Annotated in this window: 8 protein-coding genes, 2 tRNA genes and 2 pseudogenes; 8 read left to right on the top strand and 4 right to left on the bottom strand. The window is 59.2% G+C overall.

Annotated features, from left to right (window positions below):
* Nucleotides 1-51: 51 nt before the first annotated feature.
* From JET17_RS23835 to JET17_RS23815, 5 genes and pseudogenes are all read left to right on the top strand, one after another.
* On the top strand, nucleotides 52-1,344 hold the full coding sequence (locus JET17_RS23835; RefSeq protein WP_012316474.1) for an adenylosuccinate synthase: 1,293 nt from the start codon (nucleotides 52-54) through the stop codon (nucleotides 1,342-1,344).
* Nucleotides 1,345-1,533: 189 nt separating this feature from the next.
* Entirely contained in the window at nucleotides 1,534-3,468 is a 1,935-nt protein-coding gene (locus JET17_RS23830) for a methyl-accepting chemotaxis protein (protein WP_012316473.1), read from the top strand.
* Between the two features lie 374 nt (nucleotides 3,469-3,842).
* Nucleotides 3,843-4,330: pseudogene (locus JET17_RS23825) on the top strand (Hcp family type VI secretion system effector).
* A gap of 9 nt (nucleotides 4,331-4,339) precedes the next feature.
* Nucleotides 4,340-5,310: pseudogene (locus tag JET17_RS23820) on the top strand (hypothetical protein).
* Nucleotides 5,311-6,559: 1,249 nt separating this feature from the next.
* Nucleotides 6,560-7,216, top strand: a complete 657-nt coding sequence (locus JET17_RS23815) for a Bax inhibitor-1 family protein (RefSeq protein WP_012316470.1) — start codon at nucleotides 6,560-6,562, stop codon at nucleotides 7,214-7,216.
* A gap of 105 nt (nucleotides 7,217-7,321) precedes the next feature.
* On the opposite strand, the gene JET17_RS23810 is transcribed toward JET17_RS23815, so the two are convergent.
* The 4 genes from JET17_RS23810 to JET17_RS23795 form a co-directional block, all read right to left on the bottom strand.
* Nucleotides 7,322-8,887: an ABC transporter permease gene (locus tag JET17_RS23810; RefSeq protein WP_012316469.1), complete on the bottom strand. Its 1,566-nt coding sequence runs from the start codon at nucleotides 8,885-8,887 to the stop codon at nucleotides 7,322-7,324.
* Nucleotides 8,887-9,900 carry an extracellular solute-binding protein gene (locus tag JET17_RS23805; RefSeq protein ID WP_012316468.1) on the bottom strand — a complete coding sequence of 338 codons (1,014 nt, stop codon included), beginning with the start codon at nucleotides 9,898-9,900 and terminating at the stop codon, nucleotides 8,887-8,889. Before JET17_RS23805 ends, JET17_RS23810 begins: the two co-directional genes overlap by 1 nt.
* A 184-nt stretch (nucleotides 9,901-10,084) precedes the next feature.
* Nucleotides 10,085-10,171: transfer RNA gene (locus JET17_RS23800), tRNA-Leu, on the bottom strand.
* 87 nt (nucleotides 10,172-10,258) lie between these two features.
* A tRNA-Leu gene (locus tag JET17_RS23795) sits at nucleotides 10,259-10,345 on the bottom strand.
* A 271-nt stretch (nucleotides 10,346-10,616) separates the two neighbouring features.
* Between JET17_RS23795 and rnr the strand changes: the two genes are divergently transcribed.
* The 3 genes from rnr (at nucleotide 10,617) to rpsF (ending at nucleotide 14,671) form a co-directional block, all read left to right on the top strand.
* The gene (rnr, locus tag JET17_RS23790) at nucleotides 10,617-13,196 is read left to right on the top strand and encodes a ribonuclease R (RefSeq protein WP_012316467.1); all 2,580 of its coding nucleotides are present in this window, start codon (nucleotides 10,617-10,619) and stop codon (nucleotides 13,194-13,196) included.
* Nucleotides 13,193-13,939, top strand: a complete 747-nt coding sequence (rlmB, locus tag JET17_RS23785; protein ID WP_012316466.1) for a 23S rRNA (guanosine(2251)-2'-O)-methyltransferase RlmB — start codon at nucleotides 13,193-13,195, stop codon at nucleotides 13,937-13,939. Before rnr ends, rlmB begins: the two co-directional genes overlap by 4 nt.
* 306 nt (nucleotides 13,940-14,245) lie before the next feature.
* On the top strand, nucleotides 14,246-14,671 hold the full coding sequence (rpsF, locus tag JET17_RS23780) for a 30S ribosomal protein S6 (RefSeq protein WP_003249557.1): 426 nt from the start codon (nucleotides 14,246-14,248) through the stop codon (nucleotides 14,669-14,671).
* Nucleotides 14,672-14,686: the final 15 nt, after the last annotated feature.

The raw sequence follows: 14,686 nt of genomic DNA, 5'->3' as shown, positions 1-14,686 counted from the left end.
TGCGTCGGCAGTAGGCCGGCAACCAAGTTTGCGTGAATGAGGACCAATGTAATGGGTAAGAATGTCGTCGTCCTGGGCACCCAGTGGGGTGATGAGGGCAAAGGCAAGATCGTCGATCTGCTGACCGAACATGCTGCCGCCGTAGTGCGCTACCAGGGTGGCCACAACGCGGGCCACACGCTGGTGATCAACGGTGAAAAAACCGTTTTGCACCTGATCCCGTCCGGCATCCTGCGCGAAGGCGTGCAGTGCCTGATCGGCAACGGCGTGGTCGTTGCGCCCGATGCCCTGATGCGTGAAATCACCAAGCTGGAAGAGAAGGGCGTACCGGTCCGTGAGCGCCTGCGCATCAGCCCGGCTGCTCCGCTGATCCTGTCGTACCACGTGGCCCTGGACCAGGCCCGTGAGAAAGCCCGTGGCGAAGCCAAGATCGGCACCACCGGCCGTGGTATCGGCCCAGCCTACGAAGACAAGGTTGCCCGTCGCGGCCTGCGCGTTGGCGACCTGTTCCACCGTGAGCGTTTCGCCGCCAAGCTGGGTGAGCTGCTGGATTATCACAACTTCCAGCTGGTGAACTACTACAAAGAGCCGGCCATCGACTTCCAGCAGACCCTGGACGAGTGCATGGCTTACGCCGAGCAGCTCAAGCCGATGATGCTCGATGTCACCGCCGAGCTGCACAACCTGCGTCGCGCTGGCAAGGACATCATGTTCGAAGGTGCCCAGGGCTCGCTGCTGGACATCGACCACGGTACCTACCCGTACGTCACCAGCTCCAACACCACTGCTGGCGGTATCTCCACCGGTTCCGGCGTTGGCCCGATGTACCTGGACTACATCCTCGGCATCACCAAGGCCTACACCACTCGCGTCGGTTCCGGTCCGTTCCCGACCGAACTGTTCGACGAGACTGGCGCCACCCTGGCCAAGCGTGGCCACGAGTTCGGTTCGACCACCGGCCGTGCCCGTCGTTGCGGCTGGTTCGATGCCGTCATTCTGCGTCGCGCCATCGACGTCAACAGCATCTCGGGCATCTGCCTGACCAAGCTGGACGTACTGGACGGCCTGGAAACCATCAACATCTGTGTCGGCTACAAGAACGAGAACGGCGCGGTCATCGACGCACCGTCGGACGCTGACAGCTACATCGGCCTGGAGCCGGTGTATGAAGAGATGCCAGGCTGGAGCGAGTCGACCCTGGGTGCCAAGACCCTGGAAGAGCTGCCAGCGGCTGCCCGCGCTTACATCAAGCGCATCGAGGAGCTGACCGGCGCGCCGATCGATATCATCTCCACCGGCCCGGACCGCAACGAGACCATCGTGCTGCGTCATCCGTTCGCCTGATCTGCCCCCTGGCTGATCTGACGCCGCGCTCTTGAAAGGGAGCGCGGCGTTTTTGCATCTGCTCGGTGCTGACAATGGAACTGCTTAACCTTGGCGTTTATCCCTGCTGTGTCCGGCACAACCCTTGCTGTAAGAAGTTTCTGTAGATGCCATCAAAATAGTGGCGCCAGAAAGCACGAGGGTTTCACCGTGTCTGCCATCCTCTCACTGTTACGAAGCCGCCTCTTGCGGCCTGTGTTTGTTGCCCTTGGTATCGCTCTTTTGGTGCAGGTAGTGGTTGCCGTTGCGCTGACCCGAAGCACTGTCACCGCCCTTGAAGCCGACCTGGGCGAGCGCCTGGGCAGCGATAGCCGTAAGCTCGCCAGCGACCTTGAGCAAGCAGGGCAGGACGTACGCGCCGGTCTGGACAGCCTCTCCAGCAGTACACGACAGCGCCTTAGCGCCGGGCTGTCCGAGCGCCTGCAAAGCGAGCAGCAGCAACTGCGCACTACGCTGGAAAAGAACCTCAAGGACTCCGCCAACGACATGGCCCAACTGCTGGCATCGGTCGCGCCGCGGGCTATCTGGGACAACGATGTGCCAGTGCTATCCGACTTCGCACGTCGGGCCCAGCGCAACCCCAACGTACTGTTCGTGATCTATGACGACGCCCAGGGTCAGCACCTGACCCGCTACCTGAACCGGCAGAACCCGATCAACCAGGCCTTGATGGAAAAGGGCCAGGGTGAACGGGCATTGGACAAGGTACTGGATGCCGCTCGCCGGGACCCTTCGGTGTATTTCGTCGAGGCCTCGATCAGCCCCAACGGCGCCGAAATCGGCAAGGTGCTGATGGGGGTATCCACTGCCGGTGTCGATCAGGAACTCAAAGCCTTGGACCAGCGCTTCGCTGCCTTGATCACCAGCGGTGAACAATTGGTGGGCGACAGCCTCGGTGCTGCCGCAGCCGACAGTGGCAAGGCCTTGCGCGAGCGCCTGGAAACCGCACAGGGCAGTGCTACAGCGATGCAGGCCAATACCGCACAAACCGTGCGCGACGCTGCGGCAGAGCTGCGTTGGCGCATCGGGCTGGGTCTTGTGATGGTTGGGGTGGGTGTGTTGCTGGTAGTGGCCCTGGTGCTAGGTCGCCGCGTGCTCAGCAAGCTGCGCCTGCTGATTACTGCGCTCAACGATTTGGCTGCAGGCGAAGGTGACCTGACCAAGCGTGTCAACCTCGACAGTCGCGACGAGATAGGCGACATGGCCTCGGCGGTCAATCGCTTCGTCGACAAGTTGCAGCCGATTGTCCGCGAGGCGGGCGAAGTGGCACAGCGTACTGGTATCGAGATCGGCAGCATGACGCAGCGCAATGCAGGCGCCGATGCTGCCGCAGCGCTGCAACGCGACGAAGTGGCCGCCAGCCTGCGCGATCTGTCGAGCATGGCTGATGAGGCTCAGGCGGAAAGCCAGGCCATGCAGGCGGCGCTGCAGCAGGTGGTTGATATCCGCCAGGCGACCGATGAGAACAGCCGCGCTTCGACGCAACTTGCCGGCATGATCGAGAACCTGGCAGGTCAGGTCGAAACCGGCTCGCAGGTAATCGAGCGGCTGGCCAAGCAGAGCGAACAGATCGAAGTGGTGCTGACCGTGATCCACGGTATCGCCGAGCAGACCAACCTGCTGGCGCTCAACGCAGCCATTGAAGCCGCAAGGGCCGGTGAGACCGGGCGCGGGTTTGCCGTAGTGGCCGATGAGGTGAGGGCGTTGGCGAGCAAGACGCAAAGCTCTACCGGCGACATCCAGGCGCATATCGCGGCGCTGCAGAAGGGCGCCAAGGAGGCCGTGACAACCATCGGCCAGGCCGGTTTGAAGGCCAGCGAAGGCCTGCGAGTGCTGCGCGACAACGAGCGCCGGCAGCAGTCGGTGCAGGCGGCGGTGGAGCAGGTGCATGCGGCGATCGGCCTGGCGACTCGGGCGGCAGCACAGCAGGCACATGGCGCCCAGGCGGTGCGTGGACGGGTTGAGAATATTCATGCCCAGGCAGAGCGTTCGGCAGAAGTGGTGATGCAGACCACAGCAAGCAGCAAGGTGCTGGATGACTTGGCGGCGCAGCTGCGGGCGAGCCTGGGGCAGTTCAGGGCTTGAGTCGAGGTGGGCTCGGGTTGTTTGCCTTTGGTTTTTTTGTGCGCCTTTGGGACCGAGCGCCGCCCGCGCGGCGCTAGGTTTCATAAACGCTGGAGATATCGAGGCGAGCACCTGCGCCCCCTGATACGTTCCTCTCATCAACCACTGAACATCGTTCAGCCCGATCAAGCGCCTTTATCGTCAAATTTGTAGGCTATTTCCTAATTTGACCTCCAACGTCTGCGTTCTATTGCGTCTGCAGTTAGGTACGGCTAGTGTCAACTGGGCCTCAAGCCTGGCGGCATGCTCTGCTTCGCCTCTTGAGGAACAACGTCAGATCGACGCTGTCCGAGCACCGTCGCTTTCAGACCAATCGTTACCAGGGAGAGGTACACATGGCTTTCGACGCCTATATCCACATCGCGGAAATCACTGGCGAAGCGCTGGACCAGCAATACGCCAACTGGATCGAAATCGTCGGCTACAAATTCGGTGCCAGCCAAAGCACCTCTGCCACCGCAAGTTCTGCGGGTGGCGCATCTTCAGGGCGCACCACCCTCACCAATTCACCTTCACCAAATACCTGGACAGTGCCAGCTGCAAGCTTCTTGAAGCCAGTTGTGCGGGCCAGCACCTGAAGGAAGTGAAGCTGGTGGTGTGTCGCGCCGGTACCGACAAGCTCAAGTACTACGAAGTCGTGCTCGAAGAAGTGATCATCGCTGACTACGCCCAGAGCGCCAGTTCCGGTGTGCCGATGGAAGTCGTACAGCTCAACTACGGGCGGATCAAAACCACCTACACGCGGCAGAAGCGCCTCGACGGTAGTGCCGGTGGAAACGTGACGGGTGGATGGGACCGTATCAACAACAAGAAGTATGCGTGAGGTGCGACCATGTCCGAGGCACGCAGCTTCATCAATTCGCATGCGCAGTCATATGAGTCGCTGAAGGCCGATACGCCGATGTCGGCCAATCAGCGGGCCAAATTTGATGTGTTGAATGCGCATATCGTCAACACTGTTGTTTTCCCTGGCGAACTGATAATTGTGGGTGACCCAAGCACGCCGTCCTGTACTGCCCATGAGGCATTTCTCATGGGTAAGGCGTTAGGTATACACCTTGACATTGAATTTAACGGCGGTGGGTTTGACGGTTTCCTTCTGGAGAATTTTGAGCTGCTGCAGAGCTTGCTGGCCCGTGCTTCCATCGGCGCTGGTACAGCTAGTGCCGCTTGGGGTAAGCATCTTGAAGCTATCAAGAAAACGCTAGAGGAGATAGAGCAGCTACACCGAGTTTATTTGCATCAAGGCACGTTGAAAGCTCGTGATGAATTCTACTCGAAGCGCACAGCGCTGTTTTTAAAGTTGAATGCGCAGCTAGACAGTATGGCTGCGTATGGGGCAGGGCTGCGCAATCGGGGTAAGATCAAGCGTGCGCTGGATATATCTACCAAAAGATTTCTTAACGGCGGTGAAATTAAAGGGTATGCAGAAAAAATATCTGGCGTGGCGAAGGCGGCTAGTTGGGTTAAAAAGGTACGTATTTAGGGGTGGCGCTTGATGTGGCGTCAACCGAACTGTCAATTCGTAACGCTTGCGTGCTTGGGCGGGAGGAGGAGTGTAGAAAGGCTGAGTATGTCGAGAGGAGTTCGCTAGTTGCGGGCTTGGGGCTGGGAGGAATTGGTGGATCTGTCGGGGGAGTATTGGGGCCAATAGCATGTGTTGCTGTAGGTATTCCCACCGGTGGAACGGCAACTTTCGCATGCGTAGTATTGGGGGGTGCGGCTGGAGGTATTGCTGGCGGTGAGTTTGGTGAGGTATTGGGAGAAAGAGTGGGGGAGATTTTGTATGAGGCAGTGCGATGAGTAATTTACACTTGGCGGTGCTTGGTGTGATTGTAATTATTTCGCCGTTTTTGATGGTTGGTGTGTGGGTATTTGTTGCGTATCGATATTTGGATCGTATCGAATCAATCTTGTCAAATAGCCGAATGGTGGCTGTGAATAGAGAAATATATTCTCATGCGGGGTTGCTCGGGAAAGTCATGCGGTTAGGGTCAGTTTCTGCAATGCTATCTATGAAATATTTTAGCGTTCGAAAGGGTCTGTTAGATAACGATGAGGTTACTAAGGTTCCCATCGACCTGCAGAGGCTGTTAGTGCGCTTGTGGATTATACAAATTTTGCTGATTGCACTGATTGTTCTGTTTTTTATTTGGATAGAGTACTGGAGGTAAGCTCATATGTGTAGTTCGAAAGTCCAGGCTGCTCGAGGCTAGCACCTGCGCGCCCTGATACGTACCTCTCATCAACCACTGAACATCGTTCAGCCCGATCAAGCGCCTTTATCGTCAGGCACCTTGAGAAGATGAGTGCACGCGAGCCAGGTATGTCGAAGGGGGGCTTTGATAGGTAGCGTTGGCGGCAGCACCGTTGGGGGAGCGGTTGGAGGTGCTATCGCTGCAGCGGTGTACGCGGCGGTGTTGGGTATTCCTACTGGAGGCAGTGGTGCATTAGCGTGTGCTGTATTGGGTGGGACTGTAGGTGGCAGGATTGGTGGGGAAAAAGGTGGACAAGGCGGAGAATATTTTGGTGACGTACTTTATCGTAGTCTAAACCCATGACTATTACTTTAGTGGATCTGGTTGGGTTGGGGTGTTTTGTTTTGGCGGTCCTATCGCTCTTGGTGTTGGTGTATTTGTCGTATCGTCATCTAGAGCTCATAGAATCCATGCTTTCCAACTCTAGTTTTGTGATGGGGAATAAAAACCTATATTCGCGGGCGGGCTTGATTGGGCGTGTCATGCGGATTTGTACGGTCTCGATATTGCTGACTATGCCAAAGATATTTGTGTATAGAGGGCTGGTTGATTCACGAGAGGTAGATAGTTTTCCGGTGGCGATGCGGTGTCTATTGGTTGTACTGTGGAATCTTATGGTCATCTCATTTTTAATTTTTGTCTGTATGAGTGAGTATTAATTAGGTGGCGGCGAATGTTGGCGGGATGGTGGGTGTCGCGGGTGTCTACAATTAGAAGCTCGGTGGTCATGGGGTGTTCGAGCAACGTCATTCTGATTGAAATTTATAGAGGCAGTATCCAGGAGCGCAGCGAACATGCTGGAAAACGAAACTTTCAACCGAGTCGGAACCAATCATCAGATTTCTGCCAATACCTACAATCTGATCCTCGGCGCCGTACTGCTGTGGGGCTTTGCCGTCAACTGGTATCTGGTAGCCACGGTGCCAGCTGAGATTGTTCGGGCCATACCCATGCTGCTGTTCTTGGTGGGTTACATGATCACGGCGATGACGGGTGTCGCCATCATCTTCAAATCTGAAAAACCGCTGTACAGCTTTCTTGGATATAACCTGATCGTGCTTCCGATCAGCTTGCTGCTTGTCGTCGTCCTCCCGGACTATTCGCATGAAAACATCGTGCAGGCAGCGCAAACGACCGCTTGGCTGACCGTGGGCATGATGCTGCTGGGTACGGTGTTTCCCGGCTTCTTCAAGCGTATCGAAGCGTCACTGTTCATTGCCTTGGTAATTACTATTGTCGTCGAGTTGGGGCAAGCCCTGTTGTTCGGCACCCACCTGGCGGCAATGGATTGGATCGTTGCAGCTATCTTCTGTGGTTATATTGGGGTGGATTGGGGACGTGCGAACCAAATCGAGCGTACCGTGGATAATGCAATCGACAGCGCCGCCTCGCTTTATCTAGACATTATCAATCTGTTTCTGCGGGTCTTGCGGATCATGTCCAGGAAGTGACTTGTGCAGGCCGCGGCAAGCGTTTGCCCCTGATATTGGTGATAGCCTTTTTGTGTGTACAGCGCCTAGTGACGGTCCAGGCTGTTCGGCAGCCTGGACAGGTTCTCACGCCTTGTTCAGATACATCCGCGTAGTCAGCAGATACACCGGCAGCCCCGAAACCACAATCAACAACGCCGCATAAGGCGCCGCCGCTGCGAACTCGACGTTGGCGGTATGCGCCCAAACCTCGGTAGCCAGGGTGGTCATACCGGTCGGGCTGAGCAGCAACGTAGCAGTCAGCTCCTTCATGGCGTCGAGGAACACCAGGGCAAACGCCGCCGCTAGCGCCGGGAAGATGATCGGCAAGGTCACCCGGCAGAACGCCGCGAAACTGCTGGCACCCAGGGTGCGGGCCGCTTCTTCCAGGGTTGGCGATGCCTTGTTCAACGCAGTGCGCACCGGGGCCTGCGCCAAAGGCAAGAACAACAGCGCATAGGCCAGCAGCAGCAATGCAGTAGTCTGGTACAGCGCCGGCACGTAGTGCAGGGAAAACACTACCAGCGTCAGGGCGATCACCAGGCCGGGCAGGGCATGCAGAAGGTAGGGCAGACGCTCGGCCCAGAGCGCCAGGCGGCCTTTGTAGCGCACCACCAGGAAGCTTACCGGCAACGCCAGCAGCACGCAGAAGCCGGCGCCGCCCAGTGACACCGACAGGGAGGTCAGCAGCGCCTTAGAAATCTCCGCCACCGGGAACGCCGCCGAAGACCCCACGCTCAGCCAGTAACCGAGCATGGCCAGTGGAATACCGCTGCCCAGTATCGCCAGGCCCAGGCAGAACAGTTGCGCCAGCGGCGCCCAGCTACCCAGGCGTACCGGCTGCGCGCGGCGTGCCACGCCCTGACCGATGCGTACGTGGCGGGCCTTGCCGCGCACCTTCAGTTCCAGCCAGAGCATCACCAGGCACAGTGCCAGCAGTACCGCCGAGAGCATGGCGGCGTTGGCGTTGCTGAACTCCAGCTCGAACTGTTGGTAGATCGCCGTGGTGAAGGTCTGCAGGCCCAGGATCGACAACGCGCCGAACTCTACCAGCATGTGCAGGGCGATCAGCAATGCGCCGCCGAGCATCGACGGCCACAGCAGCGGCAGGGTGACCTTGGTGAAAACGCCCCAGCGGCTGCAGCCCAGGGTGCGCGCCGACTCTTCAAGCGAAGTGTCGAGGTTGCGCAGGGTGGCGGCCACCGGCAGGAATATCAGCGGGTATTTGGACAGGGCCATTACCAGGATAGCTCCGCCCAGTCCCTCGAAGTCCGAGCTCAGCGACACCCAGGTAAAGCTGCTGACGAACGAGGGCACGGCGAAGGGCAGGCATAGTACTACGCCCCACAGCCGACGGCCCGGCAGGTTGCTGCGTTCGAGCAGCCACGCCAGCGCCAGGCCAACCACCATGCACGCCACCGTCACCCCGACCATCAGCATCAGGGTGTTGCGCATCAGGCCCCAGACGAACGGGCGCCAGAGCAGGTGCAAGGCTTCTCGCCAGCCGGCTTCCCAGGCTTTCATCGCGACGTACAGCAATGGCAGCAAGCTCATCGCCACCAGAAACAGTACGGGCAGCACCACCCAGATGGAGGGGCGCTTGCGGCGCGGTACGAAGCGTACCGGCACCGGTTCGGACAGGGCGGCGGTCATCAGAGCAGGCCGACCTCACGTTCAAGCTCCAGCGCTTCCTCGGCATTGCCCAGGTCGGCCGGCGAGATTTTCGGCGGGCGCAGGTCTTCGAACGGCTTCAGGCCACGGTCGGAGACCATGCCTTTGTGCAGTGGGTATTCAGCAGTGGTCTGGGTGATCACGCGCTGACCTTCCTCGCTGGCCATCCAGTTGAGCAGGGCCTGCGCTTCTTTCGGGTGCTTGCTGGCCTTGACCGCTGCGGCGCCGGAGATGGTCACCAGGCCACCGGCATCGCCGTCTGCCAGGTAATACAGCTTCGAATCGAGCTTGCCGCGCTCGCGCTCCAGGGCGTACCAGTAGTAGTTGTTCACCAGCACGGCAGCGACTTCGCCTTTTTCCACGGCCTTGAGGGCGACCATGTTGTTGGTGTAGGTCTTGCCGAAGGCTTTCAGGCCGGTCAGCCACTCTTCGGCAGCATCACGCCCGTGCATCTTGAGGATGGCCACGGCCTGCTCCTGGAATGCACCGCTGGTTGGTACGAAGCCGACCTTGCCGTCCCACTCGGGGTTGGCGAAATCCATTACCGATTGCGGCAAGTCTTTCTCATCGATCTTCTTCGGATTGAACACCACCACACGGGTGCGTGCGGTCACGCCCATCCAGGAGCCGTTGGCGGCAACGTATTCCTTGGGCAGCATGTTCAGCGTGGCGTCATCGATCTTCGCCAGCAAGCCCAGTTCGCCCAGATTGTTCAGGGGCGGTGATTCTTCGGTGTAGATGATGTCGGCCGGCGAGCGGTCGCCTTCCTCGATGATCTGGCTGGCCAGCTGGTTGCTGCTGCCTTTGCGGATATTGATATGGATGCCGGTCTTGGCCTCGTAGGCTTTGGCGATAGCTTCGCCGATTTCCTTGTGCTGACCGTTGTACATGGTCAGAGTGACCGGGTCGTCTGCCATGGCGGCCGGAGCGCCCATCACCAGGCTAAGGACAGCGGCGGCCAAGGTGCGCATCAGCGGTTGCGGACGGATCGTCATGCGGGTACTTCCTCGCTTACGGCTACATATTTGGAAACAATGGTAAACGAAATCGTTTCTCAAGTGGCCGTGTGACGAGAAATTCATGGTTAGCCCATCGTCGGATGGCTGGCCATGCAGGGGAGGGTGACACAAAAAACGCAGGCAAGAAAAAACCCACTAGCAAGCTAGTGGGTTTTTTGAATGGTGCCCAGGAGAAGACTCGAACTTCCACGACCGTTAAGTCACTGATACCTGAAACCAGCGCGTCTACCAATTCCGCCACCTGGGCAAAGCTTTACATCATCTGATGAAGGCGACTATCGTTCGCTTTCACACAGTGGTAACAGATCCTTGGTCATCTGTTACTTGAAATACTTGGTGCCCAGGAGAAGACTCGAACTTCCACGACCTTGCGGTCACTGATACCTGAAACCAGCGCGTCTACCAATTCCGCCACCTGGGCACACATTCGAGATAAAAAGATGCTTTACAGCGCCGTTCATCTCTACTACAACTTCGGGGTTGTCCGTCGTTGTGGTGCGCACTATACGGACGCTCCCAGGGGCTGTAAAGCCCTTGATCAAAAAAAATTTCAAAAAATTCAACTTGTTGATTCCACACGCCTATTGCCGCACTGCGGACATGCTGCTGGGGCTGTCCAAGCCCGACATTTCCGGTTTCAATAGGCCTATGCCAGAATTCATATCTATATACCCCAAGGTGAACCCCTTCTGATGGCCGATTGGCAATCCCTCGATCCCGAGGCCGCTCGCGAAGCGGAAAAATACGACAACCCTATCCCCAGCCGTGAGCTGATCCTGCAGCGCCTTGCCGACCGTGGCGAACCGGCCGCGCGCGAGGAGCTGGCGGCCGAGTTCGGTCTTTACGAAGAAGACCAGATCGAAGCCCTGCGCCGTCGCCTGCGCGCCATGGAGCGTGACGGCCAGCTTATCTATACCCGGCGCGGCACCTATGCCCCGGTAGACAAACTGGACCTGATCTGCGGCCGTATCTCCGGCCACCGCGATGGTTTCGGTTTTCTTATTCCTGACGATGGCAGCGACGACCTGTTCCTCAGCCCATCGCAAATGCGCCTGGTATTCGACGGCGACCGTGCCCTGGCGCGTGTCTCGGGGCTCGACCGCCGTGGTCGCCGTGAAGGTGTGCTGGTAGAGGTCATTTCCCGCGGCCACGAAAGCGTGGTCGGCCGCTACTTCGAAGAAGGCGGCATCGGTTACGTGACGCCGGACAACCCGAAGATCCAGCAGGAAGTGCTGGTGACTGCGGGCCGTAACGGTGGCGCCAAGATCGGCCAGTTCGTCGAGATCAAGATCACCCACTGGCCAACCCCGCGGTTCCAGCCACAAGGCGATGTGGTCGAAGTGATCGGCAACTACATGGCGCCGGGCATGGAAATCGATGTTGCCCTGCGCAGCTATGACATCCCGCACGTCTGGCCCCAGGACGTGATCAAGGAAGCGCGCAAGTTCCGCTCCGATGTCGAAGAGAAGGACAAGGAAAAGCGTATCGACCTGCGCCACTTGCCCTTCGTCACCATCGACGGCGAAGATGCCCGCGACTTTGACGACGCTGTTTATTGTGAGCCGCTTGGCAAGCTGCGGCTGTTCTCCGGTGGCTGGCGCCTCTATGTGGCCATCGCTGACGTGTCCAGCTACGTGCGTCTGGGCTCTGCCCTGGATGTCGAGGCGCAGCAGCGCGGCAACTCGGTGTACTTCCCCGAGCGTGTTGTCCCGATGCTACCCGAGGAACTGTCCAACGGCCTGTGCTCGCTGAACCCGCACGTCGATCGCCTTGCCATGGTCTGCGAAATGACCATGAACAAGGCCGGCCAGATGGTCGACTACCAGTTCTACGAAGGGGTGATCCACTCCCATGCCCGCCTGACCTACAACAAGGTCAGCAGCATGCTCGAACACGCCCGTACCCGTGAGGGCAAGGCGCTGCGCGAGGAGTACAAAGAGGTCCTGCCGGACCTGAAGAACCTGTACAACCTGTACAAGGTGCTGCTCGATGCCCGTCACGCCCGCGGCGCCATCGATTTCGAAACTCAGGAAACCCGCATCATCTTCGGTGAAGAGCGCAAGATCGCGGAAATCCGCCCGACCGTGCGCAACGATGCCCACAAGCTGATCGAGGAATGCATGTTGGCGGCCAACGTCGCCACGGCCGAGTTCCTCAACAAGCATGGCGTGCCGGCGCTGTACCGCGTTCACGATGGTCCGCCACCGGAGCGCCTGGAAAAGCTGCGTGCCTTCCTCGGCGAGCTGGGCCTTAGCCTGCACAAAGGCAAGGACCCGTCGCCCAAGGACTACCAGGCACTACTTGCAAGCATTGCCGGGCGCCCGGACTTCCACCTGATCCAGACGGTGATGCTGCGGTCGCTGAGCCAGGCGGTGTACAGCACCGACAACAACGGCCACTTCGGTTTGAACTACGAGGCGTACACGCACTTTACCTCGCCGATCCGTCGTTACCCGGACCTGCTGGTGCACCGCGCCATCCGCAGCATCATCCGTTCCAAGGTCGATACTCCGCACGTCAAGCGTGCCGGCGCCATGAGCATTCCCAAGGCGCGTATCTATCCGTACGACGTGAATACCCTCGATCAGCTCGGCGAGCAGTGCTCCATGACCGAGCGCCGTGCCGACGAAGCCACCCGTGACGTCGTCAACTGGCTCAAGTGCGAGTTCATGAAGGACCGCGTGGGCGAGACCTTCCCGGGTGTGATCACCGCGGTCACCGGTTTCGGGCTGTTTGTCGAGCTGACCGATATCTACGTCGAAGGCCTGGTGCACGTCAGCGCGCTGCCGGGTGACTACTACCACTTCGACCCCGTGCATCACCGCTTGGCGGGTGAACGTACCGGGCGCAGCTTCCGTCTGGGCGACACCATCGAGGTCAAGGTCATGCGCGTCGATCTCGACGAGCGCAAGATCGACTTCGAAGTGTCCGAGCAGCAACTCGCTGCGCCGATTGGCCGCAAGGGCCGTGGCGCCGCACCGGCCGCCGAAAAAGCCGAGCAGCAGCCAGCGGTGGAGGCCAAGGCCACACCGAAACCGCGCAGCCGCAAGAGCGAGACCGCCGAGGCATACTTCCCGAAAGACGCTGTGCAGCGTAATGCCGAAGTGCGCAAAAGCCGCGAAATGAAGAAGGCGCTGATGACCGACGCGCGCACTGGCGGCAACGCCGGCAGCAAGTCGGACAAAGGCGGCAAGCCCTCCGGCAAGCCCACCAAGCACCGTAAAGGCCCGTCGAAATCCGGCGCGCCACGCAAGAGCAAGAACAAGTCATGAGTCAGCTGGAAAAAATCTACGGTGTGCATGCCGTGCAGGCGCTTCTGCAGCACCATCCGAAGCGGGTCAAGCAGATCTGGCTGTCGGAAGGGCGCAGCGAGCCACGCATTCAGGCGTTGCTGGCACTGGCCGCAGAAAACCGTGTGCAGGTTGGGCAGGCCGAGCGCCGTGAGCTCGATGCCTGGGTCGAGGGCGTGCACCAGGGCGTTGTTGCCGAGGTCAGCCCGAGCCAGGTGTGGGGCGAATTGATGCTCGAGGAGTTGCTCGAGCGCACCGAAACGCCACCGCTGATCCTGGTGCTGGACGGTGTCACCGACCCGCACAACCTCGGTGCCTGCCTGCGCACCGCCGATGCTGCCGGGGCTACGGCAGTGGTCGTGCCCAAGGATAAATCCGCGACGCTGACACCAGTCGTGCGCAAGGTGGCCTGCGGCGCTGCGGAGGTGATTCCGCTGGTGGCCGTGACCAACCTGGCGCGTACCCTGGAGAAGCTTCAGCAGCGTGGTCTGTGGGTGGTGGGTACGGCCGGTGAGGCCGAGCAGGAGATCTATCAGCAGGACCTGACCGGCCCGTTGGTGATGATCATGGGCGCAGAAGGCAAGGGCATGCGCCGACTGACCCGTGAGCATTGCGATTTCCTGGTCAAGTTGCCAATGTCGGGCAGCGTCAGCAGTCTGAACGTTTCGGTGGCTACTGGCGTTTGCCTGTTCGAGGCAGTGCGCCAGCGTCAGGCCAAGCGCTGATCTGTCGCCTGTAACGGCCCTGTCGCCGGCAAGCCAGCTCCCGCAGGAACCACGCAAGGTTCAATGGCTGTGGTGATTCGCTGGAAGCTGGCGTGCCGGCGATAGGGGGCGCCCAGGCTAAAGTGTTTCCGGCTGTTCAAATAATCGCCAATCACCTTGCTTGTGCGCACCGCCTTCTCTACAATTGCGCCCCTTGCCGAGCTGGCAGGCGCGCATGTGCCTCCCCTCCATGGCAAGACATACAGTGTCATTCACTCCTTGTCTGACCAGATACGCTGGCAGACTACTAACCCGTAAGGAGCATTCATGCGTCATTACGAAATCATCTTCCTGGTTCACCCGGACCAGAGCGAGCAAGTCGGCGGCATGGTTGAGCGTTACACCAAGCTGATCGAAGAAGATGGTGGCAAGATCCACCGCCTGGAAGACTGGGGCCGTCGTCAACTGGCCTACGCAATCAACAATGTTCACAAGGCTCACTACGTGATGCTGAACGTTGAGTGCACCGGCAAGGCCCTGGCCGAGCTGGAAGACAACTTCCGCTACAACGATGCCGTGATCCGTAACCTCGTCATCCGTCGCGACGAAGCCGTAACCGGTCAGTCCGAGATGCTGAAGGCCGAAGAGAACCGCAGCGAGCGCCGTGAGCGTCGTGAGCGTCCTGAGCATGCTGACTCCGCCGAAGGCGACGACAGCAATGACAGCGACTCCAGCGATAACGCTGACGAGTAATCCACGGACCTTTTG

It is taken from the genome of Pseudomonas putida, assembly GCF_016406145.1.
Classification (GTDB): domain Bacteria; phylum Pseudomonadota; class Gammaproteobacteria; order Pseudomonadales; family Pseudomonadaceae; genus Aquipseudomonas; species Aquipseudomonas putida_E.
The sequence above is the reverse complement of the archived record's forward strand: the minus strand, read 5'-3'. Positions and strand labels throughout refer to the sequence as shown.